The organism is Streptomyces sp. MP131-18 (assembly GCF_001984575.1).
In the GTDB taxonomy this organism is placed as follows: domain Bacteria; phylum Actinomycetota; class Actinomycetes; order Streptomycetales; family Streptomycetaceae; genus Streptomyces; species Streptomyces johnsoniae.
The window spans coordinates 7,410,894-7,437,045 of record NZ_LZNS01000001.1 but is presented as its reverse complement, the minus strand read 5'-3'; the positions used below and the strand labels follow the sequence as shown (position 1 = coordinate 7,437,045).

At 75.3% G+C, this 26,152-nt stretch carries 17 protein-coding genes; 3 read left to right on the top strand and 14 right to left on the bottom strand.

Features of this window, described 5'->3' with window-relative positions; all coding sequences use genetic code 11:
• Positions 1 to 20: 20 nt before the first annotated feature.
• The 4 genes from STBA_RS33075 to STBA_RS33060 form a co-directional block, all read right to left on the bottom strand.
• Positions 21 to 2,516, bottom strand: a complete 2,496-nt coding sequence (locus tag STBA_RS33075; RefSeq protein WP_077062687.1) for a mannose-1-phosphate guanyltransferase — start codon at positions 2,514 to 2,516, stop codon at positions 21 to 23.
• A 135-nt stretch (positions 2,517 to 2,651) separates the two neighbouring features.
• The gene (locus STBA_RS33070; protein WP_077062686.1) at positions 2,652 to 3,260 is read right to left on the bottom strand and encodes a CDP-alcohol phosphatidyltransferase family protein; all 609 of its coding nucleotides are present in this window, start codon (positions 3,258 to 3,260) and stop codon (positions 2,652 to 2,654) included.
• Between the two features lie 189 nt (positions 3,261 to 3,449).
• Positions 3,450 to 4,340 (bottom strand): hypothetical protein, encoded by an 891-nt coding sequence (locus tag STBA_RS33065; RefSeq protein ID WP_077062685.1) that lies wholly within the window; start codon positions 4,338 to 4,340, stop codon positions 3,450 to 3,452.
• Between the two features lie 31 nt (positions 4,341 to 4,371).
• Complete coding sequence (locus tag STBA_RS33060) at positions 4,372 to 6,429, bottom strand: acetoacetate--CoA ligase (RefSeq protein WP_077062684.1); 2,058 nt, start codon at positions 6,427 to 6,429, stop codon at positions 4,372 to 4,374.
• 146 nt (positions 6,430 to 6,575) lie between these two features.
• On the opposite strand from STBA_RS33060, the gene STBA_RS33055 reads away from it, so the two are divergent.
• A complete protein-coding gene (locus STBA_RS33055) occupies positions 6,576 to 7,304 on the top strand; it encodes a M15 family metallopeptidase (protein ID WP_107485153.1) in 729 nt (242 codons plus the stop codon).
• Positions 7,305 to 7,464: 160 nt separating this feature from the next.
• Here STBA_RS33055 and STBA_RS33050 read toward each other — a convergent pair whose 3' ends face one another.
• Together STBA_RS33050 and STBA_RS33045 are read right to left on the bottom strand one after the other, a co-directional pair.
• Complete coding sequence (locus tag STBA_RS33050) at positions 7,465 to 7,920, bottom strand: roadblock/LC7 domain-containing protein (protein WP_077062683.1); 456 nt, start codon at positions 7,918 to 7,920, stop codon at positions 7,465 to 7,467.
• A gap of 28 nt (positions 7,921 to 7,948) precedes the next feature.
• Positions 7,949 to 10,423, bottom strand: coding sequence for a nitrate- and nitrite sensing domain-containing protein (locus STBA_RS33045; RefSeq protein WP_077062682.1), 2,475 nt, complete (start codon positions 10,421 to 10,423; stop codon positions 7,949 to 7,951).
• Positions 10,424 to 10,662: 239 nt separating this feature from the next.
• Between STBA_RS33045 and STBA_RS33040 the strand changes: the two genes are divergently transcribed.
• Complete coding sequence (locus STBA_RS33040) at positions 10,663 to 10,944, top strand: hypothetical protein (protein ID WP_253195169.1); 282 nt, start codon at positions 10,663 to 10,665, stop codon at positions 10,942 to 10,944.
• Between the two features lie 96 nt (positions 10,945 to 11,040).
• Here the strand turns inward: STBA_RS33040 and STBA_RS33035 are convergent, their stop codons facing one another.
• Genes STBA_RS33035 through STBA_RS33020 form a run of 4 tightly spaced genes read right to left on the bottom strand, consistent with a single transcriptional unit; the run spans position 11,041 to position 20,709 of the window.
• Positions 11,041 to 15,684: a hypothetical protein gene (locus tag STBA_RS33035; protein WP_077062681.1), complete on the bottom strand. Its 4,644-nt coding sequence runs from the start codon at positions 15,682 to 15,684 to the stop codon at positions 11,041 to 11,043.
• 29 nt (positions 15,685 to 15,713) lie between these two features.
• The gene (locus tag STBA_RS33030) at positions 15,714 to 16,580 is read right to left on the bottom strand and encodes a hypothetical protein (RefSeq protein WP_077062680.1); all 867 of its coding nucleotides are present in this window, start codon (positions 16,578 to 16,580) and stop codon (positions 15,714 to 15,716) included.
• Entirely contained in the window at positions 16,581 to 18,110 is a 1,530-nt protein-coding gene (locus tag STBA_RS33025; RefSeq protein ID WP_253195167.1) for a hypothetical protein, read from the bottom strand. It abuts the gene before it with no gap.
• A 46-nt stretch (positions 18,111 to 18,156) separates the two neighbouring features.
• Positions 18,157 to 20,709 (bottom strand): SpoIIE family protein phosphatase, encoded by a 2,553-nt coding sequence (locus STBA_RS33020; RefSeq protein ID WP_077062678.1) that lies wholly within the window; start codon positions 20,707 to 20,709, stop codon positions 18,157 to 18,159.
• 157 nt (positions 20,710 to 20,866) lie between these two features.
• Here STBA_RS33020 and STBA_RS33015 point away from each other — a divergent pair, with 157 nt between their 5' ends.
• The gene (locus STBA_RS33015; RefSeq protein WP_077062677.1) at positions 20,867 to 21,319 is read left to right on the top strand and encodes a cyclic nucleotide-binding domain-containing protein; all 453 of its coding nucleotides are present in this window, start codon (positions 20,867 to 20,869) and stop codon (positions 21,317 to 21,319) included.
• A 3-nt stretch (positions 21,320 to 21,322) separates the two neighbouring features.
• Here the strand turns inward: STBA_RS33015 and STBA_RS33010 are convergent, their stop codons facing one another.
• The 4 genes from STBA_RS33010 to STBA_RS32995 all read right to left on the bottom strand — a co-directional run bounded on the left by STBA_RS33010 (position 21,323) and on the right by STBA_RS32995 (position 26,138).
• Positions 21,323 to 22,261, bottom strand: a complete 939-nt coding sequence (locus STBA_RS33010; RefSeq protein WP_077062676.1) for an SGNH/GDSL hydrolase family protein — start codon at positions 22,259 to 22,261, stop codon at positions 21,323 to 21,325.
• Entirely contained in the window at positions 22,258 to 23,451 is a 1,194-nt protein-coding gene (locus STBA_RS33005) for a glycosyltransferase (protein ID WP_077062675.1), read from the bottom strand. The genes STBA_RS33010 and STBA_RS33005 overlap by 4 nt, the downstream gene beginning before the upstream one ends.
• Positions 23,448 to 24,572, bottom strand: a complete 1,125-nt coding sequence (locus tag STBA_RS33000; RefSeq protein ID WP_077063781.1) for a glycosyltransferase family 1 protein — start codon at positions 24,570 to 24,572, stop codon at positions 23,448 to 23,450. Before STBA_RS33000 ends, STBA_RS33005 begins: the two co-directional genes overlap by 4 nt.
• Before the next feature lie 129 nt (positions 24,573 to 24,701).
• Positions 24,702 to 26,138, bottom strand: a complete 1,437-nt coding sequence (locus STBA_RS32995) for a HEAT repeat domain-containing protein (RefSeq protein WP_077062674.1) — start codon at positions 26,136 to 26,138, stop codon at positions 24,702 to 24,704.
• Between the last annotated feature and the right edge of the window lie 14 nt (positions 26,139 to 26,152).

The window sequence follows — 26,152 nt, the reverse complement described above, 5'->3', positions numbered from 1 at the left end:
GTGGCGGGGCCCGTTCGTGCTCAGCGGTCGGCGCTGTCCACGACCGTCGACCAGGTGTCCAGCAGCTCCTGCGCGGCGGCATCGTCCGGCCCCTCGGCCCACAGGTGGGTGACGGCCTCGGCGGGGTCCGGCAGCACGAGAATCCACCTGCCGTCCGGCTCGACGACGCGCACGCCATCGGTGGTGTCGATGGAGCGTTCCCCCGCCGCCTCGACGACCCGGCGCATCACCAGTCCCTTGATGGCCCAGGGGGTGGCGACGTCCCGCCGGAGCACGTGGGCCCGCGGGATGCGGGCGTCGATCTGGCTGAGCGAGAGCTGGGTGCGGGCGACCAGGGCGATGAGCCGGGTGAACGCCGCCGTGGCGTCGAAGACGGACGAGAACTCGGGGACGATGAAGCCCCCCTGTCCGTCCCCGCCGAAGACCGAGCCCTCCTTGTGGGCGACTCGGGTCAGGTCGTCGGGCGAGGTGGTGGTCCACTCGACCTGGGTGCCGTGGTAGGCGGCGACCTGCTCGGCGATGCGGGTGGTGGTCACCGGCAGTGCCACCCGCCCGCTGCGGCGCTCGGCCGCGATGAGGTCCAGCATGACCAGCAGCGCACGCTGGTCCTCGATGATGCGGCCGCGCTCGTCGACCAGGGCGAGACGCTCGCCGACGGGGTCGAAGCGGACGCCGAAGGCGGCGCGGGCCGAGGAGACGATCTCGCCGAGGCGCACCAGTCCGGCGCGCCTGACGTCGGCGGTCTCGGTCGGCCTGGCCTCGTCCAGGCCGGGGTTGATGGTGAGGGCGTCCACACCGATGCGGCCGAGCAGGCTGGGCAGCACCAGGCCGGCGCTGCCGTTGGCGGCGTCGACCACGATCTTGAGCCCGGACTCGGCCACGCCGGTGGTGTCCACGGCGCGCAGCACGGAGCCCGTGTACGCGTCGAAGACGCTGGCGGGGAACCGCAGGTCGCCGATCTCGCCCGGGAAGGCCCTGCGGTACTCCTGGCGGGCGTAGACGCGGTCCAGCTTGCGCTGGCCCGCCTGGGAGAGATCCGCGCCGCGCTCGTCGAAGAACATGATGTCGACGGAGTCGGGCACGCCCGGGGTGGTGCGGATCATGACCCCGCCCGCACTGCCGCGCGCGGTCTGCTGTCTGGCGACGGGCAACGGCACGTTCTCCAGGTCCCGCACGTCGATCGCGCTGGCCTGGAGGGCGGAGATCACCGCACGCTTCAGGGCGCGGGCACCGCGGGAGTGGTCGCGGGCGGTGGTGACGGTGGACCCCTTCTTCAGGGTGGTGGCGTAGGCGCTGGCGAGCCGGACGGCCAGCTCCGGGGTGATCTCGACGTTGAGAATGCCGGAGACGCCGCGGGCGCCGAACAGATTGGCCTGGCCGCGCGCCTCCCAGATGACCGAGGTGTTGACGAAGGCACCGGCCTCCACGGTCTTGAACGGGTAGACCCGGACGTTGCCCTGGACGATGGACTCCTCGCCGACGAGGCACTCGTCGCCGATGACGGCGCCGTCCTCGATGCGGGCGGCCCGCATCACGTCGGTGTTCTTGCCGACGACGCAGCCGCGGAGATTGGTCTGCGGGCCGATGTACACATTGTCGTGGACGACCGCCCGGTGCAGGAACGCGTCGGCCTTGACGACCACGTTGGAGCCGATGACGGTGTGCTCGCGGATTTCGGCGCCCGCCTCGATCTTCGCGTAGTCGCCGACGTAGAGGGGGCCCCTGAGCTTTGCGTCGGGGTGCACCTCCGCGCCCTCGGCGATCCACACGCCCGGCGAGATCTCGAATCCGTCGATCTCGACGTCGACTTTCCCTTCGAGCACGTCGGCCTGCGCCTTCACGTAGCTCTCGTGCGTGCCCACGTCCTCCCAATAGCCCTCGGCGACATAGCCGTAGACCGGCTTCCCCTCCTTCATGAGGCGGGGGAACACATCGCCCGACCAGTCGACCGGGACGTCCGGCTCGACGTAGTCGAAGACCTCGGGCTCCATGACGTAGATGCCGGTGTTGACGGTGTCGGAGAACACCTGTCCCCAGGTGGGCTTCTCCAGGAAACGGTCGACGCGTCCGTCCTCGTTGACGATGGTGATGCCGAACTCCAGTGGGTTCGGCACGCGCGTCAGGCAGACGGTGACGAGGGCACCGCGCTCCCTGTGGTAGCGGATGAGATCGGTCAGGTCGAAGTCGGTGAGCGCATCCCCCGAAATCACCAGGAAAGAATCGTTCTTGAGTGCGTCCTCGGCGTTCTTCACACTTCCGGCCGTACCCAGGGGCTTCTCTTCATGGGCGTAGGTGAGATCCATCCCGAGTTCCTCACCGTCGCCGAAGTAGTTTTTCACGAGGGAGGCGAGGAATTGCACGGTGACCACGGTCTCCGTGAGTCCGTGCCGCTTCAGCAGCCGGAGCACGTGCTCCATGATCGGGCGGTTGGCCACGGGCAGCAGGGGCTTGGGCATGCTCGCGGTCATCGGGCGAAGCCGGGTGCCTTCGCCGCCAGCCATTACTACGGCCTTCATATCGGAAGTGTCCTCCTTGGGGAGTCGACAGTCACTCCGACTGCGCCCGTCTGGAGGGGCCCGGGCCCGGGGTGGCTCCCCGGAATACTGCGGCACATGCGGGCGCCAGGCCCCTGCGACGCTGCCAGGGCGAGCTCAGTCGGCCGTGGCATCCGCCTTGAGGAGACGGCGGACCTGGACCACGTAGAGCATCCCTGCCCACCAGTAGAGCGCTGTACCCCAGCCGGCGAACGCCCATCCGAAAATAGCAGCGAGGGTAGCGAGCCAGCCACCACCGTCGCTGAGCAGCAGCAACGGGAAGGCGTACATGAGATTGAGGGTCGCCGCCTTACCGAGAAAGTTCACCTGTGGGGGTGCATATCCGTGCCGGTCGAGTCGCCACACCACCACCAGCAGCATCAGCTCCCGGGCCAGCAGGAGCCCGGTGAGCCACAGCGGCAGGATGTCGCGCCAGGTGAGACCCACGAGCGTGGAGAGGATGTAGAGGCGGTCGGCCGCCGGGTCGAGCACGCGGCCGAGTGCGCTCACCTGGTTCCACCGGCGGGCGAGCTTGCCGTCCAAATAGTCGCTGACGCCGCTGAACGCCAGCACGGCCAGCGCCCACACGTCCAGGTTGGGCCCGTCGAAGACCGGTGAGAGGACGAGCCAAAGGAATACCGGAACGCCCAGCAGCCGAGCCATGCTCAGGATGTTGGGGATGGTGAGGACGCGGTCCGTCTGAATATCCGTTTCCTGGATCTCCACCCGGACGCCCTCCTGTTGACCTGTCGAAACGAGCCCTGCCCGCGCTGTGCGTCCGACCTTACCGGCCGGGCCGAACGCAGCCGCGAGGTGGGCCGTATGAGGCGGACGGTCCCGAGGAGACATGCTTTCAGGTGGTTTGCCGTCCGGGTGGGCGGTCCCCGGTCCGATGCCGGGGACCGCCCACCCCGGTCACGGTCCCGCGCAGCCGCCCGGCGGCAGCTCGTCCGCCGCCCGGTAGGCGACCCCAGGCTCCGGCGGGACCGGCTCGCCGGTCCGCACGTCCGTGCAGTAGGCCGCGAACACCTCTCCCTCACTGAGCGCCCGCAGCCGGCCGCGGTGCAGGCTCCACCCGCGCACCTCCTCGCCCGCGCCCCCGGCGGCGCGCACCGAGCGCAGCACCAGACCGCCCGGCTCGCCGGTGGCCAGGCCGACGGCGAGCAGCGTGCACAGCACGAGCGCGTCCGGCTCGCCCACGTCGAGCGAGCCGTCGGCGGCGCGCTCCGCGTGCAGGGCCGCGGTCAGCGGGCCCGTCGGGGCGATCAGGCTGCACACCAGGTGGTGAACGCCGGGGCCGGCCCGCTCCATCACGGCCGCGAGCTGCCCCGCGGCCCGCTGGAACGCGCAACGGGAGTGCGGCGCCCCGCAGTCGGGGCAGGCCCCGGCCGCCGCCAGCAGGTCCGTGCCCACCTCCCAGGTCTCCCACCGCAGGTGGGCGACCAGCAGCGCGGGCACCAGCCGGGCGATCGGCTGCCCCTCGTAGGGCACGGTCGCCCCCCGGGCCGCGACCTCCGCCGTATAGCGCGCGCGGCTGGCCGCGCTGTCCTGGGGCAGCCGCTCCCGCTCGCAGAAGTCGGCGAATCCGACCGGGTCGAACAGCGCGACAGTGGTATGCCCGTGCCGGCCCGCCAATGAGCGCAGCAGCAGCTCGGTCTGCCGCAGATAGCTGGTGTGGTCGGTGAAACGGAACGTCGCGTAGCGGCGCATCAGGGCGAACCCGCCCGCGTCCGCGACGACCGCCACCATCCCCGCCGACTCCCGCCAGGATGCCGCGCGTCCGGCGCGCCGCCTGGTGTGTGCCATGACTCCCCCTCAACGGATCGGAAGCTCTTGGTCACCCACCGTAGTCGCCGTCACTGACAGTGGCCCTCTCGCGGGCCATGCGCTCGAAGAAGCGGAGCAGATCCGGGTCGTCCACCGAGCCCGGATTGGCCGCCTGCTCCAGCGGCACGCCCTGGAGCAGGCGTTTGACCGGCACTTCGAGCCGCTTGCCGGTGAGGGTGTGCGGAACGCCGGGGATCTCCACGATGTCGTCCGGGAGATGGCGGGGCGACAGGGCCTCGCGGATCGTGCGGCGCACCCGTTCGCGCAGCGCGTCGTCGAGCACGGCTCCCTCGGCGAGCCGGACGAACAGCGGCATCCAGTAGCCGCCGTCCGGCTCCTCGACGCCGATGACCAGCGACTCCCGGATCTCCGGGAGCCGTTCGACGGCCTCGTAGATGTCGGCCGACCCCATCCGCACGCCCTGCCGGTTGAGCGTCGAGTCCGAACGGCCGTGGATGACGACGGTGCCGCGCGAGGTCAGCGTGGTCCAGTCACCGTGCCGCCACACGCCGGGGAACATCGCGAAGTAGCTCTCGTGGTAGCGGACTCCCTCCGGATCGTTCCAGAAGCCGACCGGCATCGACGGCATCGGTGTGGTGACGACCAGTTCGCCGACCTCGTCCACCAGCGGCTGCCCCTCGGGCGAGAAAGCGCGCAGATCCGTGCCCAGGCAGGGGGCCTGGAGCTCCCCCGTCCACACCGGCAGCGTGGGCACGGCGCCCGCGAAGCAGCTGCACACATCGGTGCCGCCGCTGACCGAGGCGATCCACAGCCCGGCCCCGGCCTCCTCGTGCAGCCAGCGGAAGCCGTCGGGCGGCAGCGGGGAACCGGTGGTGGCCACGCCCCTGGTGGCGGACAGGTCGAAGTCGCGCCCCGGGTGGACGTCCGCCTTGGCACAGGCCATCACGTACGCGGCGGAGGTGCCGAAGAGGGTGGCGCGGGTGCGTTCGGCGACCCGCCACTGCGCGGCGGTGTCCGGGTGTCCTGGGCTGCCGTCGTACAGCACCGCGGTGGTGCCGGTCAGCAGCGAGGACACCAGGAAGTTCCACATCATCCAGCCCGTGGAGGTGTACCAGAACAGCCGGTCGCCCGCGCCGAGATCGCAGTGCAGCCCCAGTTGCTTGAGGTGCTCCAGCAGGATGCCGCCCTGGGACTGCACGATCGCCTTGGGCAGCCCGGTGGTGCCCGAGGAGTACAGCACCCACAGCGGATGGTCGAACGGGACCTGCGTGAAGTCGGGTTCGGCGCCGTGGTCGGTCAGCTCCGCCCACTCAAGGGCCCCTTCGGGGGCCGGCGTGCCGAGCAGCGGTACGTGCACCACGGCCCGCAGCGTGGGCAGGCCGCGGCGCAGCTCCGCAACGGTGCCGGTGCGGTCGTGCACGCGGCCCCCGTAGCGGTAGCCGTCGACGGCGAACAGCACCACCGGCTCGACCTGCTGGAAACGGTCAAGGACGCTGCGGGCGCCGAAGTCCGGGGCGCATGAGGTCCACACGGCTCCGACGGCGGCACTGGCGAGCAGGGCGACGACGGCCTCGGGAACGTTGGGCAGATAGCCGCTGACGCGGTCGCCCGGGCGCACCCCCTGCTCCCGCAGCGCCGCGGCGAGCGCGCCGACGCGGGCGCGCAGCTGCGCCCAGGTGACGGGCTCGGGCCGGTGATCCTCGTCGACCCGGAGCAGCGCGGCCTCCGCCGCCCGCGGCGAGCCGGGCTCGCCGGCCCGCAGGGCGTGTTCCGCGTAGTTGAGGGTGGCCCCCGGGAACCACCGGGCCCCCGGCATCGCGGCATCGGCGAGCACCGTGTCGTACGGGGTGGCGAAGCGGACGTCGAACCACTCGGCGACGGCCTGCCAGAACGGTCCGAGCCGCGTGACGGACCAGCGGTGCAGGGCGGCATAGCTGCCCGCGGGGTCGCCCGGCACCGGGCCGGGGGCGCCGTGGCGGTCGGCGGCGAACGCGTGGAAGCGGCTGAGCCGGGCGGCGGCGACCCGTTCGGGGCCCGGGCGCCACAGGGGCTCGGGCGCGGCGGGCTCAAGTACGTCGTGCGTGGGTGCGTCGTGCGTGGCGGTCATGGCGGCTCCCGGCGGGTACACGTGGCACGGTTTGCCTGGACGATGCCAGGTCAGCGGCGCGGATACCAGGCCCGCCCCACCCGAATGCCGGGCAGGGGGCCCGCGCCCGCTGTCGGGGCCGGCGGGCCGCTGGTAGGTGTGGAGACGTGCGCCGCCTTCCCGTTGCCCTCACCCTGGCCGCGCTGCTGGCCGGGCTCGCCGGTTCGGTGGCGCCCGCGCCGGTGGCCGAGGGCCGTGACGCGCCGGACGGGTTCGTCGCGCTGGCCGACGTCGCGCCCGGCATCCGGCAGGACGTGCGGTACGCGACGCCGCACAACTTCACCGGCGAGACCGTCGACGGTTACCGCGCTCCGGTGTGCCTGCTGACCGAGGAGGCCGCGCTGGCCCTGCGCGCGGCGCACCGGGCGCTGGCGGAACGGGATCTCGGCCTGCTGGTGTACGACTGCTACCGGCCGCAGCGGGCCGTGGACCGGTTTCTGCGGTGGGCGGACGATCCGCGGGACGGCGGCACGCGGGAGGAGTATCACCCGCGGGTGCCCAAGGAGCGGCTTTTCGACGAGGGTTACCTGGCCGCGCGGTCGGGGCACAGCCGCGGCAGCACCGTGGACGTCACCCTCCGGCGGGCTTCGGGCGAAGCGGTGGACATGGGCACGCCGTTCGACTTCTTCGACCCGCGCTCGGCACCCGCCTCCCGCGACGTCGGGAAGAGGGCGCGCGCGGCGCGCGCACTGCTGGCCGCCGTGCTGACGGACGCGGGCTTCGAGCCGGTGGCGACCGAGTGGTGGCACTTCACGCTGCGGGAGGAGCCGTTCCCCGACACCTACTTCGACTTCCCCGTGACGCGCGGCGCGGTGGCCGGGGCCGCGGGCGGGTGAGCGGGACGACGGCGGCGTCCCGGAGCCACCCCCGTCGGTCCCGGGCCGCCACCGTCATCGCAATCGACGCCGGGCCCGGCACGGCGGTTCACCGGCCCCGGGCCTTGTCACCGGTTCGCGACATCCGTGCAGCGTGGCGCGGAAGAACGGGCGGCGCCGGTCAGGGGAGCCCGCCGGGAATGGTGCGCGGCGCGGTCGCGAGCAGCGGCCCGACGTGCTTGACGAGCAGCGCCATCTCGTAGGCCACCTGCCCGATATCGGCGTCGGCCTCGGCGAACACGGCCAGGGCGCTGCCCGATCCGGCCGCGGTCACCAGGAGGAAGGCGTGGTCGAGCTCCACGAGGGTCTGGCGGGTGGTCCCGGTCTCGAAGTGGCCGCCGACGCCCCGCGCGAGGCTGTGGAACCCGGAGGCCACCGCCGCCAACTGCTCGCCGTCCTCCCTGCCGAGCGAACGCGAGGCGCCGCGGGGAAGGCCGTCGGCGGCGAGCACGAGGGCGTGCCGGATGCTGGGCACCCGGTCGACCAGCTCGTCGAGAAGTGTGCTGATCCGGCTGCTCTCCTGCGCGGTGCCGTGCTGCGGGGTGCCGCCGTGAGCCCCGGACTCCGGTGCGGTCATCGGTCCTGCCTAACGCTGGTCTGGCTGCTTACACTCTCGGTTCCGGCGGGGCCTGGCCCCGCCGGGGGTCGCTCTGCTGCCGTCCGAGCCGCCAGCCGCGCTGGAGGGCCGCCATGCGCGAGCGGACCTCGTCGGCGTCCAGATCGGGAACGGTCTCTGCCCCGGTGTGGCCTTCGCTCTCCGCGGGCGCGGGCGCGGGCGCGGGCGCGGCGCGGTCCTGGCCGCGCTGCCGCACGCGGCGCGGCAGTCCGGAGCCGGTCGTGGGTTCGCTGTCCTGCCCGTCCTCGCCGGGCGGCGAGGTCACGGGGCGGCCGTGGTCGGTGACCAGGACCGGGGCGCGCCTGCGCTGCGGAAGCCGCGGCGGGGATGCGGAGGGCTCCGCGTCGTGCCCGGCGGCGTGGCCGGCCGCCCGGCTTCCCGCCTCGTCCCTCTCGTCGGTCCCGTCGGCGGCCCGCCCGTGCCCGTTGACGAAGCGGCCACCCGTGTGCCCGGCGAACTCCGGCTCCCCCTCGCCGCGTTCGACGGCGCCGATCGGTGCTTCCAGCTCGACGGGGCCGTCGACGGGACCGTCGAGAAGGGCCGGCCTGCCGGGCGCGCGCGAGAGGCGCTCCCGCTCCTGCGGCTCCTCGGGAACCTCGGTGAGCAGCTCGCCGGGTATCAGGGTCACCGCGGTGGTGCCGCCGTAGGACGACTCCCGCAGGGAGACGCGGATGCCGTGGCGCTCCGCGAGGCGGGAAACGACGTGCAGTCCGAGCCGGTCGGTGTCGGACAGTTCGAAGGCCGGGGCCTTGGCCAGCTGCTGGTTGGCGTCGCGCAGGGCGTCCGCCGTCATGCCGAGGCCCCGGTCGTGTATCTCCAGCGTGAAACCGTGCGGAACGCGCTCCCCGGAGACCTGGACCGCGGTGTGCGGCGGCGAGAACAGCGTGGCGTTCTCCAGCAGTTCCGCGACGAGGTGCACGAGATCGGCGACCGCGCCCCCGGCGACGGAGAACGGCGGAAGGCGGTGGATCTCGATACGCTCGTAGTCCTCGACCTCGTCCACCGCCGCCCGTATCACGTCCATCAGCAGCTCCGGCTTGCGCCACTGGCGGGCGGGCGCCGCGCCGGAGAGGATGACCAGGCCCTCCGCATGCCGGCGCATGCGGCTGGTGAGGTGGTCGAGCCTGATCAGGTCGGCCAGGTCGTCGGCGCTCTCGGAGCGGCGCTCGAGCCCGTTCAGCAGGTTGAGCTGGCGGTGCAGCAGCACCTGGCTGCGGCGCGCGAGGTTGACGAAGACCTCCGACACGCCGCGGCGCGTCTCGGTCCGCTCGACGGTGGCGGAGACCGCCTCCCGCTGAAGCGTGTTGAGCGCGCGCCCCACCTGGCCGATCTCGTCGTCGCCGTACTCCAGCTGCGGCGCCTCTGTCCCCACGTCGATACGCTCACCGGCGGCGAGGCGCCGTTTCACGCCCGGCAGCCGCAACTCGGCCGCGTCCTCGGCCTCCCGCGACAGGGTCCGCAGGTCCCGCGCGAGGCCGCGGCCGACGCGCACCGCGATGACCGCGGAGGCGGCCACGGCCAGCAGGCCGATTCCCGCGATCACGCCACGTACGACGGCGGAGTCGACGCCAGGGTCCAGCCTGGCCCCGTAACGGCTCTGGGCGTCGGCGAGCAGCGCGCCCAGCTGTTCATGCGCGCTGCTGCCGGTCTGCTCCCACTGGTCGGGGCGGATGACGGCGAGCCGGCCGTCGAGGAGGCTGGCCTCGGTGGACGTCAGGAGGCTGCCGGTGCCGCTGTCCCAGAAACTCTCGTGCGCCTGCCGGTCCTCGAGCGGCAGATCGGGCAGGTAGGTGTCGTAGACCAGGTCGCGCCTGGCGATCAGATCGCCGAGGGCGCGCAGCTCCTCCTGGGTGATCTGGTTCGCCGCGAGGGCCGCCGCCACGAGGGCGTCCTCCTGGGACAGGTGCTCGCGGGCCTCCGCGAGGCCGGTGACGGCCCGCGCCTGGCGGGCGAGGTCGACGTCGTCCAGTGGCTGGAGGACGGCCAGGAAACGGTAGGCGGGATCGGCCAGCGAACTGTAGCTCTCCAGGGCGCCGGTGCCCGAAATGGTGCTGTTGGCCACCTGGTCGCGCAGCGGGCCGAGGCTCTCGAGCGAGGCGAGGAGGTTGTCGAGCCGGTCCCCGCCGACGCCGTCGAGCGCGCCGCGCTCGGCCGAAGCGCGCCGCGCGAGCGATCCGACGGCGGCGTCGGTGGCGGCCTGGATCTCCTCCAACTCCCGCAGCTCGTCGGCCCGGCGGGGGTCGGCGAGGTGAACGAGCGTCTGGCGGCGCTCGCGCTGGAGGGACTGCGCGACGTCCTCGGTGTGGGCGGACAGCACGGTGGCGGCGTCGCGGGACGCGGTCACCTCGCGGGCCTCGGGGACCGTGATGGCCGTCGCGAACGCCCAGACCGATACGAGCGACAGCAGCGGCACCAGAGTGAGCGCCCCTATCTTCCGTCGGATCGACTTGCCGCGAAAGCGCATGCCCTCCCCTTGGTTTCCGGCGGGATCGGTTCCCGGCGGACCGGCGGTCACCGGACCCGCCCGGTCCGGCAGCGCGAGCCTACTACCGGTCCGGGTGGCGGCTGGCCGATAACCCCGGGATTCCCTGGAGTTGACTACAAAGCCGCCCCATACTCGTGGGTCGCATCCGGGCACGCAAGGCGTTCTACCATGTACGCAGAGACATATCCGCGTTCTCATCGTGCAGGAGCGAAGGCGGCGTGTACGCGAAACCCCGCATGCCGGACCCGGTACGTGCCGCCGCCGTGCGCGCCGTCATCATCATCGCGCTGACGCTCACTCAGGTCGTGGTGGTCCTGCTGTGCACCCTGGCCGGATCGTGGCTGGCCTTCCCGATGACGCTGTCGTCGGTCGGCAGCACTTTCGTGGCGACGTGGGCGGTGCTCGACATCTGGATCACCCGTCAGTCCTGGCTCCAGCGCAACGGCGTGGTGTCGGAGCCGAGCAGCGCCGCCAGGCGCCGGCTGCTGCGCCGCCGGTGACCTGGCCCCTGCGGGCCGGGCGGGCGGGCCGGGCGGGTGGCCCGCACGCCCGCCCGGCGGCGGCCCGTCGAGGAGCTGGTGCCGGGAGGCCCCGGCTCAGTGGGCGGCGTCCGGCTCCTCGCGCGGGCGGCGGAAGACGCGGGTGGCGGTGATCTCGCCGTGCACCGGCTCGGCGGCGGGGTCCTGGCGCGGCAGGCCGGGGCGCAGATGCTCCTCGACGCTGATGTACTTCAGCCCCGCGCGCAGGTCCGCATCGTTGCGCAGGCGGATCACCAGGGGGAACTCGGCCAGCGCCGTCGTGTCGAACAGGCCCGTGGTGTACAGCAGCTGAACGCCCAGCGCGTCCGCGACCGCCCGCTGGAGCTCCAGCAGATAGGTCGCGTTGGCGCGGCCGATGGGATTGTCAAGGAACAGCGTGCCCGCGTGCCGGTGCCGGTCGCGGCCGCGATCGTTCCCCCGCAGGGCGGCCATCGTGCAGTAGAGCGCGATGGCCGCGGTCAGCAGCTGACCGCCGGAGAACACATCGCCCATCTGGCCGACCGGCACGCGCTCCGCGCGCAGCACGGCGTCCGGCTTCAGGATCTCGACGTGCACCCCGCGCGGCCCGAGCGCCGCGTGCACGCCGCGCAGCAGCAGGGACATGCCGTCTCGGCGCAGGTCCGCGTTCTTCCTGACGGCGGCGCGGGTCGTCTCGTCGACGACCTCGCCCAGCCGCTCGGCCAGCGTCGCCTGGTCGGGGTCCTCGAACCGGATGCGCAGGAACTCCTGCCCCGACCACTCGCCCAGTCCCTCGGGGAGCCGGGAGAGCCGCTGCGCCGAGCGCAGGGTGTCGAGGGAGGACTCCACCAGACCCCGCAGCCGGTCGACGATGCTCTCCCTGTTGCGCTCCAGCTGCGCCAGCTCGTCGGTGAGAACGCGCAGCCTGGGTGCGAACGCCTCGGCCCAGGCGGCGGCGTGAGCCGGCAGGGCCGCCGCGGGCAGCTCCCTGATCTGCTGCCTGGCGGGGGTGCGGACCTGCTCGTAGCGAGTGGCGTTGGCATGCCGGACGAGGCGGTCGCACGCCTCGCGGACGGCCGACTCGGCGGCGGCGAGACCGGCCGCGCAGGACCGCAGCGCGCGCCTGGCCTCGGTCGCCGCCTCCCTGGCCGCCGCGGCGGTGCCCGGGTAGGGCTCCGCCTCCTCGGCCGGCTGCGCGCCGGACATCTCCCCGGCCTCCGCGGGCGCCTGGCCGGGCGGCGGATCGCGCAGGAGGTCCCGCAGCAGCGCGGCGGTCTCGTCGAAGGCGCCGGCCGCGTCCTGCGCGGCCCGGTGCTCCGCCACCAGGTCGTGGTGGGCGTCGCGGGCGGCGCGCAGCGCGTCCTCGTGCGCCGCCAGCTCGGCGGTTGCGGTGCGCAGCAGGTCGCGGGCCGCCTCCGCATCGGCGGGCACGAGCTCATCGGGCAGGCCGATATGGGCATCACCCTCGGCGGGGGCCAGGCGCTCGGCCTCGCCGCGGAGCCGCCCCAGACGCTCGCTGGCGGCGGACGCGCGCGACTCCAGCAGCTGGACCAGTGCTTCGGCGCGGGCGGCGGCGGCCTGCCGGGAGGGGCCGTCGGCACCCTCCGGGCCGTCGAGGAGCCGCGCGGCGCGGGTCCTTACCTTGTTGCTGAGGCGGTCGAGGGTCGCGAGGGCGCCGCTCTCGTCGCCCTCGGCGCGCGCCTGCTCCGCGCGCAGATCGGCGCCGACGCCGACCTTCTCGTAGAGCTGGGACGCGGAACGGTACGCCTCCCGCAGCGCGGGCAGCGACTGCTGCGCGCCGGCGGCAGGCTCCTGGCCCCGCGGATCGTCGGGCGCCCCGGAGACCTCGGCCCGCTCCGCGCGGAGCGCGCGTGTGGTGCGGCGGGCGTCATCGGCTGCGCGCTGGACGCCACGGCGGTCCTCGTCGGCGGCGCGGGCGCGGTCGAGCAGCTCGGCGGCGCGGGCCTCGGCCTCGGCCGCGTCGGCGGCCAGCTCCTTGAGGCGCGACTGCCAGCGGTCGCGCTCCCGGAGCCGGAAGGCGAGCCCGGCCAGGGCATCGGCCGAGCGGCGGGCCCGCTGCGCGGCCTCCTGCCGTTCGTCCCTGGCGCGGGCGGCCTCGGCAGCGGCCTCCTCGGCGGCGGCCCGGGCGGCGGCGGTGTCGGCGAGGTGGCGGCGGGCGTCCCCGGCCGCGGTGGTGGCCGCCTCAGCCGCGGCCGCCAGCTCGGCCAGGCGGCCGGCCGGGCAGCCGGCGCGCCAGGAGGACAGGCGCGCGGCGAGGGTGCGGTCGGCGGTGAGCCGGGCGGCGAGGGCCCGGATGTCGGCGTCGCGGGCCGCGGCGCGCTCGCGCAGGGCGTGCCGCTCGGCGTCGGCGGCGCTCTCGTCGTGCATGGCCGGGTTGGGCGGGACGAGGAAGACGCCGCTGTCGGCGCCGCCCGGCGGCGGGGTCGGCGCGAGCAGCGCGGCCGCGGTGCCGACGGCCACGGCGGAACGTGGCAGCAGGGCCGCGCCGGCCAGGGCCTCGCGGGCGCGGGCGTGGCTGTCCGGGTCGGTGATCACGACGCCGTCGACCAGCTCGGGCCTGGCGGCGAGCACCGTGGCGTGGTCGGCGGGGTCGACGGACTGGGCGAGATAGCGCCAGCCGGGCAGCGCGGGGATGCCGTGCTCGCCCAGGAACTCGACGGTGGCCGTGACGTCGGGCCCCGGCGGCAGCAGGCCACCGTCGCCGAGCGCGGACAGAATTCTGGAGTCGTCGGCCGCGGCGGTGCGCAGGTCGAACAGCTGCCGCTCCGCGGCGGCGACGGCGTCATCGAGGAGCGCGCCGAGCGTGTCGGCGTTGCGGTCAAGATCCTCGGCGCTCAGCGCGGCCCCGCCCTCGGCGGGCTGCGGGAGGCCGAGGAGCACGGCGACGCGGGGCTCGGCGGCCAGGGCCGTGGCCGCGTCGCGCTCCGCGGCGAACGCGGCGGCCGCGGCCTCGCCGGCATCCGCCGCGCGGGCCGCGGCCAGCTCGGCGCGCGCGTGCCCCGCCGCGGCCTCGCCGGCCTGCTCCGCGGTGCGGGCGGCGGCGTCTCGCGCACTCTCCCAGGCCGCGACGGCGGCCTGCTCCGCGTCGCTCGCGGCGAGCGCGGCGCGCGCCGGGTCCGTGCCTCCGTCGCGGCCCGCGCCGGCCGGCTCCAACCAGCCCGCGTGTACGGCCTGCTCGGTCTCCTGCTCGACCTCGGCGAGCCGCTGCCGCAGGTGCTCGGCCTCGCTGCGGGCGCGCTGCGCCTCGGTGGCGGCGGCGGTGGCGTCCCGGTGGGCGGCCTCGGACGCGGACTGGAGGACACCGGCCCGCTCTTCCTGCTCGGCCGCGGCCCGCTCGCCCTCGCCCGCCGCGGCGTGCAGGGCCCGGACCAGGGCGGCGGCGGCCCGGCCGCGGGCGGCCAGGGCGGGGGCCGCGTCGCGCTCCGCCTCGCGGATCGCGGCGGCGACGCGGGCCGAACGGTCCGCGGCGGCGCGGTGCGCGAGTACGGTCTCCGCGGCCTGCCAGGCGGCGTGCAGGGTGCGGGCGTCGCTCAGCTCGCGGCGCTGGGCCGCCCCGGCCTTCTCGGCGGCGGCCAGGGCCAGCGAGGCGTGCCGGTAGGCCAGCTCCGCGGCGGTGCGGGCGGCGTGTGCGCGGGCCTCCTCGGCACGCGTCGCGGTGGCCGCGGCGTCGGTGACCCGGCCGGCCAGCTCGGCCGCCCGGCCGCGCTCGGCGCCGCCGCGCGCGGCGAGCCGCTGGGCGAGGGCCCGGGCCCGGCTCCCGGCCGCGCCGTGCACGGCGCGGGCTGACTCGCGCTCCGCCGCGGCCTCGGTGATGTGCGTGAGCAGGTCGACGGAGCCGGCGGTGAAGTCCCGCTCGGCGGTCAACTCGGCGCGGCGCCCCAGCTTATGGGCGAAGCCGTGGACGAGGTCGGCCAGGCCGTCGGTGTCGCGGGTGTCGGTGACGGCGCGCAGCAGCAGGTCGGTGAAGTCCGAGTCGTTCTTGACGGCGAACAGGCCGGCGGCCTCGCCCTCGTCGGCGTTCATCTCGCGCTGGTAGCGGAACAGCTCCGGGTCCAGGCCGAGGCGTCCGAGGTGGTCGACCCAGCGCTCGTGGATCTCCTCCCAGACGAAGTCGAGATTCGGGTAGGTCCTGGCGGTCTCGGTCAGGACGTCGCGGAAGCCCTTCATCGTGCGGCGCCTGCCCCTGGCGCCGGAGCTGCCGTCCCGCTCCGCGCGGGGGCGCAGCGCCGTGGACTCGGCGACGGGCAGGGAGTCCAGGCTCATGCCAGGACCCGGCCGGAACGAGTACCACGCCTCGGCGAACTTGCGCGGGTCGCTCGACACCTGCCGGCCGCGCCACTCGCTGACCTTGCCGACCACGACGGTTTCGCCGGTGACCGTGTGCTGCCACTCCAGGGCGACGTGCCCGCAGTCGTCGGCGAGCAGGAATTTGCGCAGCACGCCGGAGCTGGCGCCGCCCAGGGTGTTGCGGTGGCCGGGCAGCATGACGGAGAAGATGAGCTTGAGCAGGACGGACTTGCCGCCGCCGTTCTCCAGGAAGAGGACGCCCGCCGGGGCAGGTCTGCGGGGCGGGCCGGTGGGCTCGTCCTCGAAGAAGTCCGCCTGGGCCGGCGCGGGCCTGGGCACGGGGGCGCCGACGCCCCGCAGGTCGAGCACGGTGTCGGCGTAGCGGGCGCCTGCCGGTCCGATGGAGTAGAGGCGGATGCGGGACAGCTCGTACATGTCGGGTCTTCCGTGGAGCGGCGGCGGAGTCAGCGGTGGAAGGGGAGGCCGGCGCCGTCCACCAGGTCGAGGGCGGCGTCCTCCTCCGGGGGCAGCAGGGCGGCGGAGCCGTCGCCGACCGGGACGACGCCGAGGGCGAGCAGCTCGGTCATGGCGCTGCCCGCGGCCATGTCCCTGACCTGCAGCTGGTAGCGCGCGGTGGTGCGGTACGTGCCGCCCGCGTCGTCGCCCGTGCGCTGGAGGAATCCGGAGTCGGCGAGGAACGCGACGGCCTTGCCGACGATGCCCGTGGTCGAACCGGCGAGCCGGCGGGCGTCCTTGGTGGCGCCGGTGGCGCTGCGGCGGGCGTACACCCGCCATGCGGCCTCAAGACCGGGCGCCTCGGTCTCCGGGTCGGTGTTGTCGCCGTGCTCGGCGGCGCGCTCCGCCAGCCGGTGGCACGCCTGGCGGACGAACGCCTCCACGCCGTTGACGGTGACGCGGCCGAGGTAGCCCTCGTCGGCGAGGTCGGCGGGGCGGGGGAACGCCAGGGCGGCGACGGCGAGATGGGCCAGGCCGTGCAGGAAGCGGTCGGCGGGGTCGGCGGTGGCGCGGCGCGCGTACTCGCTCATGCGGACGGCGAAGACGGAGTCCTCCGCGGCGGCGACGGCCATGCCCGCGCGGGGGGACACTTCGAGGACGATGAGGCCGAGGCCGGTGGCGACGGCGTCGGCGAGGCGGCCGAACCCGGGCTCCTCCTGGTAGCGCCGCAGCAGGGCGGCGTACTCGGCGTCGCGGGCGGGCACGAGCTTCGGCTGGAGGCCGAAGGACACCAGCCGGGCGGCGTCGGCGGCGTCCGCCGGGGAGAGCGGCGCGGCGGTGCGGGCGTCCCGCTCCGCGGGGGCGGTCTCGGTCACTCAGTCCTCCTCGTCGGTGCCGGCGGGCTCGTGGGATGCGGCGGGCCCGCGGGGGGCCAGCAGGGCGGTGCCGACGATCAGGTCGGCGCCGCCGAACTCGGGGTCGTCCAGCTCGGCGCCGTCGTCGACGGCGAACAGCAGCCGCGGCTCGCCCTGCCGGTGCGCGGTGCCGACGGGCGGGCTTGCGGCGTGGACCGCGAGCAGGGCGACGAGATACGGGAGGTCGGCATCGCCGCGGCGGGCCTCGGCGAGGAGCCCGGAGAGGCGGCGCGGCGCGTCCTCGGGGAGCCGGAGCAGGTCGAGGGCGGCGCCGAGCTGCTCCTCGGTGAAGCGGCTGTCGTCCGGGGTGGCGACGAGGTCCGGCTCGGGCAGCTCGGCGCCGAGGTGCTCGCGCGGCGGCGGCGGGGTGAGCAGCAGCTCGGTGAGGTCGCCCAGGCGTACGGCGGCCGGCGGGCGCGGCCCCGTGCCGCGGGCGAAGAACGCGTCGGTGACGCGGGTGGCCCGCTCCACGGGCAGCGGCAGCAGCGGGGCGAGGAGCTGACCGTACAGGTCCGTCCCGGCGCGGGCGGCGGGCGGCTGGAACGCCTGCCGGTCCTGCTCGGCCCGGAAGAGCGGCCCGGCTTCGAGGAGCCGGGTCTGGAGCTGGGTGTGACGGCGGATGCAGTCCTTGACGATGTCGACCAGCTCGGCGGCACGCAGCTTGTGGCCGGTGTCGACGGCTTCGTCGCGGGCACGGCGGATGTTGGTGAGGATCGCGTTTTCGTGGCGGTAGCGGTCGGCGATGTGGTCGAGCGCCTCGGTGATCATGTCGGGGACGGCGCGCAGCCAGTCGACGGCCCGGACGTCGCGCCTGGTGGTCTCCAGGGTGCGCCGCAGCGTCTCCGCGTACTGCACGGTGCGGTATCTGGCCTGCTCGGCGGCCAGCTGCGCATCGGCGAGGCGCCCGCGGCTGATGAGGACCTCAAGCTTGACCTCGGCGGCGATCTGGGCGCTGGTGACGTCCGTGTCCAGGGCGCCGACGAGCACGTTGACGGCCTCGTCGGTGGTGCGCAGGTAGACGCCGCCGCCGGGGCCCTGGACCTCCTCGACGAGCTTGAAGTCGTAGTCCCTGCGCACGTAGACGCCGTCCGGGCCGAAGGTGCCGTAGACGGCCCGGAAGCCGCGGTCGACACTGCCCACGTTGATGAGATTGTCCAGCACCCAGCGGGCCACCCGCTCGTGCTCGGCGGCGGGGCGGCGCGGGGCCTGGGCGGCGATACGGGGCAGGAGCCTGGCGACGATCTGCTCGTGATCGGCGCCGGTGTCGAAGTCCATGCTGAGGGTGACCAGATCGATGGCGGCGAGCGCCACTTCGGCCATGGCGTACGTGCCGTACTCGCCCGCCAGGTTGGCCTTGCGGGAGTCCAGATCGTGCAGGGGCGCGGTGCAGGCGAGGGCGCGCAGTCTGCGGGCGAGCCCCTCGTCGGCCGCGGGCCCCGGTGCGGGGCTGCGGCCGGTCTGCGGGCCCGGGGCCTGGGCGGATACGGTCACGGGCACACCTTAGGCGCTGGCACCGACAACGCCGTTCCGCAGCCGGTCAGTCCCGGTCGAGCAGCTGTTCCGTCCAGATGGTCTTGCCCGCCGACGTGTAGCGGCTGCCCCAGCGGTGGGCGAGCTGGGCGACGAGGAAAAGACCGCGCCCGCCCTCGTCGGTGGGGCGGGCGCGGCGCAGGTGCGGCTGGGTCTCGCTGGGGTCGGAGACTTCGCAGATGAGCGTTTCGTCGAGGATCAGCCGCAGCCCGACGGGGCCACCCGCGTAGCGGATGGCGTTGGTGATCAGCTCGCTGACGATCAGTTCGGTGGGGAACGCGTTCCCGGTCAGGCCCCAGTCCTTCAGCCGGGCGAGTACGGCGTCCCGCGCGTCGGCGACGACGGTGGGGTCGGCGCGGAACTCCCAGTCGGCGGTGGCGCCTTCCGGCAGAGCCTGGACGCGGGCGACCAGGAGCGCCACGTCGTTGGCGGGGGCGCGGCCGGGCAGCAGCGCGTCGAGCACGGCCCGGCCGACGGCGGCCGGCGGGCGGCCGGCCGCGGCGCCCTCCGCCGCGCGTTCGCGGAGCAGGTGCAGGCGCCGGCGCCGGCTGTCGCCCGGCGCTTCCCCCGCATCCTCGCCTCCGTCCTCGCCTCCGTCCTCGCCTCCGCTCTCGCCTCCGCTCTCGCCTCCGCTCTCGCGTTGCGCGTCGCCGGCGGCCCCCTGCCGCGCGCCGTCGCCCGCGTAGGTGACGAGTTCGTCGCTGAAGAACAGCAGCAGGGAGCCTGGTTCGAGCCGGACCCGCGCGGTCTCGAACGGGCTGCCGCCGACGCCGAGGGGCGGGCCCTGCTTGAGGGCGACCTCCTGCGCGGGCTCGCCGGGGCGGGCGACGACGGGCGGGACGCGCCCGGCGCCGGACATGGTGCAGTCGCCGGTGACCGGGTCGTAGATGCAGTACAGGCAGGTGGCTCCGATGGCGCCGCCAGGGGAGGAATTGTCCGGCCGCGGCTCGACGTCGGCGAGGCGGATGGCGAGGTCGTCCAGGCGGGTGAGCAGTTCGTCGGGTGCCAGGTCGAGGTCGGCGAGGGTCTGCACGGCGGTCCGCAGCCGGCCCATGGTGGCGGTGGCGTTCAGGCCGTGCCCGGCGACGTCGCCGATGACGAACGCGACCCGCGCCGAGGACAGCGGGATGACGTCGTACCAGCCGCCGCCGATGCCCGCGGCGGTGCCCGCCGGCACGTAGCTGCCGGCGGTTCTGGCGGCGCTGACCTCGACCACGGGCTGGGGCAGCAGGCTGCGCTGGAGGGTTTCCAGGGTGCGGTGCTCGCGCGTGTATCGGCGGGCGTTGTCGACGCTGAGCGCGGTCCTCGAACCGATCTCCTCCGCGAGGTCGGCGTCGGAGCGGGTGAAGGGCGGCCGGGCGGCGGCCCGCCACAGCGCGAGCGAGCCGAGGACCTGGCCGCGGGCACGCAGCGGGATGATCATGCGGGAGCCGGCGCGCGACGGCAGCAGTTCTCCCGGGCCGGTTCCCGAGTCGGCGTCCAGGGGCAGGGGCCGCAGCGCGGACACCTCGGCCTCGCGCAGCGTGACGCCCGCGGGCAGCCCTTCCTCCTCCGGGTGGTCGATGCGGAATGCGGCGCCCAGCGGGTACACCTCGCCCGGCCAGGGCCCGGTCGCCGCGGTGGCGGCGACGCGGCGCACGGGGGCGCCGAGCAGCACGGCGCCGGGTTCGTCGCCGGAGAGCAGGGAGTCGGACAGGTCGACGGCGGCGAGGTCGGCGAAGTCGGGCACGAGGACGCGCGTCAGCTCCTCGGCGTTGCGGGCGACGTCCAGGGAGGGGCCGATGCGCTGTGCCGCGGTGTGCAGCAGCGCCATGCGGCGGCGGGCCAGGTGCTGTTCCGTGACGTCGGTGAAGACACTGACGACGCCGAGCAGCTGCTCGTTGGTGTCCTGGAGCTGGAGAGCGGAGACGGCCAGGACCCGCTCCTGTTCCGGGGCCGCCTTCAGGCGGGCGGAGTGCTCCCAGTAGACGAGGGGCTCGCCGGTGGCGGCGACGCGCCGCAGCTGGCCGAGCAGTGCGGCGGCGTCCCCGGGGACCATCAAGTCGAACAGGTCAGCGGGGAGTTGCACTCCGATGGGGACCTTGCCGCCGCGGATGATGGCGGAGGGGTCCGCGCTGAGCCTGCTGATGTGCAGGTCCGCGTCGTGGAGAGCGAGGCCCACGCGCGTCTGGGAGAACAGGGCACGCAGCAGCGCCTGGTCCTCCTCCTGGCGGTGGGCGGCGGGGTGGGGGGTGAGCGCGACGAGCTGCCCGGAGCCCTCGGCCGGGTCGAGCGGGTGGATGTCGATCCTGACCTCGACCGTGCTGCCGTCGGGACGGCGCAGCGTGCGGGTGCCGTGACCGGGGGCGCCCGCGGCGGCCAGCTCGTCGAGATCGGGCCAGTCGTTCGGCCCGGTGAGGAGGTCGGCGAAGCGGCTGCCGTGCAGTTCGGCGGCGGGCCGACCGGTGAGTTCCGCGGCCCCTGGGGTGCTCGCCAGCACCTCGCCGCGCGGGTCCAGCAGGACGACGGCGGCCGGTCCTGGCAGGCCGCCGAGGCCGCCGGGGTGCGGGATCGCGCTCACGTTCCTCCCTCGGGCCTGTCCATCGCCGCCCCTCCTCCCCTACTGTCGCGGACCTGAGGACTTGCGGCTACTTCAGGCGGTGCGCCCGGGATGCGGGACTGGGCCGTTCGGGGTCCAATGAAGGAGGGGGCCGGCCCGGCCGGGAGGAGGCTCGGCGATGACGGCACCACAGCGTTTGCTGCGCGTTCTGCCCGAGGAGTATCGCGAACGGCTGATGGGCCTGGCGCGCGAGGTGGCCTTCGCGCAGGGCGAGCGGATCTTCGAGGAACGGGGCATCGCGGACCGGTTCTGGGTCATCCGTTCCGGCACCGTGACCCTGGACGTGCGGCTGGCGGGGCCGCGGCCGACGGCGGTGTCGTCGCTCGACACGGGAGCGCTGCTCGGCTGGTCGTGGCTGTTTCCCCCGTACGAGTGGGATTTCGGCGCGGAGGCGCTGAGTCCGGTGCGGGCCTACGAGTTCGACGGGGCGCAGGTGCAGGCGCTGTGCGACGAGGACCCGGCGTTCGGGTACGCGCTGCTGCGGGTGATCGCGGAGATCCTGGCCCACCGGGTGCGGGAGGCCCGCTCCCGGCTGCTCGACCTCTTCGCGCCGCACGCCGGGCGGCCGTGACCGTCAGTCGAGCGGCTCCAAGGCGCGTTCGGGGGCGCGTTCGGGGGCGCGTGCCGCGGTGGCGCACGGCGGGCCGGTGCCCGGGGCCCGCGGCTCGGGCGGGGCGAGCGCGCGCAGGGCGGCGCGGGTGGCGGCGCGGGCGTCCCGTTCGAGCGTGTCCTCCGTGCCGCGGTGCCGCAGCTCGACGGCGGCGAGCCGCAGCAGCCCGGGCAGCAGGTCGGTGGAGCGGGCCAGGACCCAGCGGGTGCCGCGGGTGGCGAGCCACCGGGCGCCGGCCGAACGGGGCGGCGGGGGCCGGTCGGGGCTCGCGGAGGGCGGGCATCCGGCGGCGAGGCCGCGGGCGGCGAGCAGGGCGTGGAACTGGCGGGCCAGCAGGCGGTGGCCGAGTTCGCTGGGGTGCAGGCGGTCCACGCTCCACGCGGCGCGGTCGGCGACGAGCGGGTGGTCGGCGAGGTGGACGTGCACCGTTCCGTAGCGCCGGGAGAGGTGGTGCACCACCTGGTTGAGCGCCCGCATGCGCCGGGCGAGCGGATTCGCCAGGGGGCGCGGGAGCCGGAGCATGCGCCCCGGGTCGGGGAGGCAGGCGGTGAGCACGACGGCGCCGTCCAGGGTGAGGGTGCCGAGAACGGTGTCCAGGTCCAGGGCGGTGCGCGCGATGTCGAACGGGGAACGCAGCGTGTCGTTCCCGCCGACGATGACGGAGGCCAGCTGAGGGCGCAGCTCCCGGGCGGCGGCCAGCTGCGGCCCGGCCGCGTCGGCGGTTCTGGCGCCGCTGCGCGCCAGATTGGCCACCCGCACGGTGCGGCCGGGCTCCGCCAACCCGGCGGCGAGCAGCGGCACGAAGCCGCGCCAGCCGCCGGGCAGCGGGTCGCCCAGGCCCTCGGTGAGGGAATCGCCCAGGGCGGCGAACCGCAGGTCGGGGGCCGGAGCCCGGCCGTTCACCGCTCGCCGCCCTCGGGCAGGACCTCGGGAAGGACCCGGGTGGGGACGCGGTGCCGCGGCGCGTCCAGGGCCGTGAGGAACGCGTCGACGGCCGCCCGCCACGGGAACTCCTCCGCGCGTGCCCGTGCCGCCGCGCGCCTGGCGTCCGCCGGGCGCGCGAGCAGGCGCAGCACCCCCTCGGCGAACGACCGGCCGTCGCCGTCGGCCTCGGTGCCCGCGCGGCCGAGCAGCGGGGGCACGGCGGAACGCGAACTGGCGACGACGGGCGTGCCGCAGGCCAGTGCCTCCATCGCCGCGAGTCCGAACGTCTCGGCCGGGCCCGGCGCGAGCACGATGTCCGCGGTGGCCTGGAGGACGGCGAGGTCGGCCGGGTCGCCGATGTGGCCGGTGAAGACGACGGGCAGCCGCTCGGCCCTGACCCGGGCCCGCAGCCGCGCGCCCAGCGGGCCCTCGCCCGCGACGACCAGGGCCGCGTCGGTGCCGCGCCGCCGCAGGTCCGCGAGCGCGTCGATGGCCAGTCCCGGGCGCTTCTCCGGCGACAGCCTTGAGCACATCGCCAGGAGCACCCGGGCGCCGCCCGTGAGTTCGTCGTGCAGCGCCGGGTCGTGCAGCTGCGGGCGGCAGCGGCGCAGGTCGACGCCGAGGGGGGCGCGCACGACGTTGCGCGCGCCGACGCGGCGGAACTCGCGGGCCGCCCACTCCGTGGTGCACACCACCCGCGTGTAGGCGTGCGCCGTACGGAGGTTGAGGCCGTCCGCGACCCGGCGGCACAGCCCGCCGGGCAGCCCCCAGGTGGCGAGGACGCCGTCGACGCTCTCGTGCGAGACCATCACCGCGGGCACCCGGTGCTGCCTGGCCCACTCCCCCGTCCACCGCAGGGTGGTGCGGTCGGAGACTTCGAGCCGGTCGGGGGCGAGGGCTGCCAGGAGCCTGGCCACGCGGCGGCGGTCGGTCAGCACCCGGTAGCCGCCCGTGCCGGGCAGCACCCGGCCGGGCAGGGTGATGACCCGGCCCTGGGCGGTTGCGACGTCGCCCACGGTTTCGCCCGGCACGATCAGCACGGGATCGTGGCCGGCGGCGCGGTAGCCGGCCCCCAGTTCGCGCAGCGCGGTGCGCAGCCCGCCGGAGGCGGGGGCGACGAAGTTGGCCAGGCGGACGATCCGCAGGCCGCGCTCGGTTGCCGTGCTCACCTGGCCGTCACCGCCCCGGCCTCGATCAGCCGCGCGTAGTGGCCGAGCAGCAGGTCGCCGACCGCCTCCCAGGTGCGGCCGGCCACGGCGGCGTGCCCCGCGGCGGCCAGGCCGGCCCGCAGGGCGGGCGCCTCGCGCAGCCTGGCGACGGCGTCCCCGACCGCGGCGGCGTCGCGGGGGCGGACGAGCAGCCCGGTGCGGCCGTGCTCGACGAGGTCCAGCGGCCCGCCGACGGCGGGGGCCACCACCGCGACGCCGCTGGCCTGGGCTTCCTGGACGGTCTGGCAGAAGGTCTCGAACGGGCCGGTGTGAACGAACACGTCCAGGGAGGCGTAGATGCGGGCCAGGTCGTCACCGGTCCTGCGGCCGAGGAAGTGCGCGCCGGGCAGCGCGGCGCGCAGCGCGCCCTCGCTGGGACCGTCGCCGACGACGACGGTCCGCACGCCCGGCAGAGCGGCGGCCTCGGCGAGGAGTTCGACGTGCTTTTCCGGGGCGAGCCGGCCGACGTAGCCGACGAGCAGTTCGCCGTTGGGCGCGAGTTCGCGGCGCAGAGCCTGGTCCCTGTGCCGGGGCCCGAACCGTTCGGTGTCCACGCCGCGGGGCCACAGGTGCGTGCGGGGCACGCCGTGTTCCCGGAGGGCGTGCAGGGAGGCGCGCGAGGGCGCGAGCGTCAGACCGGCCGCGGTGTGCACGGCGCGTATCCGGCGCCAGGCGGCGAGTTCGCCGGCCCCCAGGTAGGTGCGGGCGTACCCGGCGAGGTCGGTCTGGTAGACGGCGACGGAGGGCAGGCCGAGCCGAGCCGCCAGGGCGGCGCCGCGCGCGCCGAGGACGAACGGGCTGGCCAGGTGGACGACGTCCGGCCGGTGGGCGGCGACGGCGGCGGCGAGCTTGCGGCTGGGGAGCGCCACGCGGACCTGGGGATAGCCCGGGAGCGGCAGGGAGGGGACGTGCACGATGGGAGCGGGGCCGTCGTGGGGAACGCGGACGCCCGGAGCGGGCGCGGGCGCGACGACGAGCGGCTGGTGGCCGCGCCGCGCGAGGTGTCGCGCGGTCTGGAGGGCGCAGTGTGCCACGCCGTTGACGTCGGGCGGGTACGACTCGGTGATGATGGCGACTCGCATCGGGGAGGTGCGCATACGGCAGTTGTCACCGGCGCCGGAGTTCCCCTGCCCACATCCGTATGTCCGTTCGGGAAACGTCCCATGAGCATCACCGCCCGGACGCCGCCCGGCCCGCGGCGGGGCCCCGGCTCAGCCGGAACCGCGACCCGCGAGGCGCCCGCGCACGGCCGTCTGGACCCCGGCGCGCTCGGCCGGATCGGTGGCCAGGCGGCGCAGCCGCTCCACGACGCGGGTGTCGACGGTGGTGGCGAAGCGGGCGGCGACCTCGCGGGTGTCCTCCTCGCAGTCCCACAGGCACTCCACGGCGAAACCGGCCGCGAACGTCGGGTCGGTGACCGCGAGCGCGCGGGCGGTGTGGCCGCGCAGGTGCGAGGAGGAGGTCTCGCGGTAGACGTGCCGCAGCACGGGCACGGCCGGGCAGACGGCCAGCCGCCCCGCACCCTCCACCAGGGGCAGCAGCTCCCGCGCGTCGCTGCCGTGGGTGCGCACGGTGCGCAGCAGCGCGGCCAGCACCAGCGGCGCGTCGCGGCTCTGGCCGCGGCCCGCGAGCATCGAGGCGGCACACGCGCCGAGGTCGTCCGTGCGCCGCGCCCACTGTCTGGCCTGGATGAGCGCGGCGTCCCCGCGCATCCGGGAGAACGCCGTCACGGCGGCGCTGGCCACCTCGCGGTCGGGCGCCGCGGCGGCGGTGCTGATCAGCGTGAACGCCTCGGGGTCGCCGCGCTCCGCGAGGTGCCGCAGGGCCGCCGCGCGCACGGCGGGCTGGCCGCAGGCCGCGGCGGCCAGCAGCTCGGGCCGGTCCTCCGGGCCCGCGACGGCGCCGAGGCAGCGGGCGGCGGCGGCCTCGCGCCACTGCCGCGGGGTCCGTTCATAGCCTTCGTGCGCCCACTGGAGCACGGCGTGCACGCTCCAGCCCGGCTGGGGCCCCGGCGGGCGCAGCTGACGCTGCCAGCGGTCGAAGTCGCCGTGCTCCAGGGCGCGTTCCAGCCGGGCCCGCTGCCCCGGGCGGCCGGGGTCCGCCGCCCAGATGTGCCAGGGGCGCGGCTCGAAGGAGTCGCGCACGGCCGCGGTGAGGGCCGCCTCGCCCTCGTCGGTGCGCGGGAACCTGGCCAGGATCTCCGGGCCGAGCGCCCGGAGTCCCGTGTCGTCGTCGCGCACGGCCAGCTCGTCGAGTGCCCAGCGCCAGTTGGCGCCCACGACGGCGTAGCGGCGCAGCAGCCGCATCGCCTCCTGGTTGCCGTAGGAGGTGAGGTGGCCGAGGACGGACAGGGCGAGACCGGTCCGCTCCTCCTCGGGCCGCGCCGCGTCGTCCGGGTTCAGGAGGTGGGCGGCGACGGTGTCCAGGGGGGCGTCCAGCTCGACGTAGAGCCTGGCGTAGTAGAGCGAGCGGTGTTCGAGCTGCCAGTCCTGGCGTGGGTCGTGCAGCACGCAGCGTTCCAGGGCGGCGACGGCCTGTGCCCTGGGAGCCGCGAGGGCGTGCAGCCACCCGTCGCCGCGCCCTCGCTGGAGGAGCCCGAGGAGGGTCCCGCTGGGCGCTATGCCTGTTTCGGTAGGACTGGCGAACATATGAGTCAGCATCC

Coding starts and splice junctions, on each gene's coding strand:
- STBA_RS33075 (WP_077062687.1), bottom strand. CDS start 2,516: ATGAAGGCCGTAGTAATGGCTGGCGGCGAAGGCACCCGGCTTCGCCCG.
- STBA_RS33065 (WP_077062685.1), bottom strand. CDS start 4,340: ATGGCACACACCAGGCGGCGCGCCGGACGCGCGGCATCCTGGCGGGAG.
- STBA_RS33060 (WP_077062684.1), bottom strand. CDS start 6,429: ATGACCGCCACGCACGACGCACCCACGCACGACGTACTTGAGCCCGCC.
- STBA_RS33050 (WP_077062683.1), bottom strand. CDS start 7,920: ATGACCGCACCGGAGTCCGGGGCTCACGGCGGCACCCCGCAGCACGGC.
- STBA_RS33045 (WP_077062682.1), bottom strand. CDS start 10,423: ATGCGCTTTCGCGGCAAGTCGATCCGACGGAAGATAGGGGCGCTCACT.
- STBA_RS33035 (WP_077062681.1), bottom strand. CDS start 15,684: ATGTACGAGCTGTCCCGCATCCGCCTCTACTCCATCGGACCGGCAGGC.
- STBA_RS33015 (WP_077062677.1), top strand. CDS start 20,867: ATGACGGCACCACAGCGTTTGCTGCGCGTTCTGCCCGAGGAGTATCGC.
- STBA_RS33000 (WP_077063781.1), bottom strand. CDS start 24,572: ATGCGAGTCGCCATCATCACCGAGTCGTACCCGCCCGACGTCAACGGC.
- STBA_RS32995 (WP_077062674.1), bottom strand. CDS start 26,138: ATGTTCGCCAGTCCTACCGAAACAGGCATAGCGCCCAGCGGGACCCTC.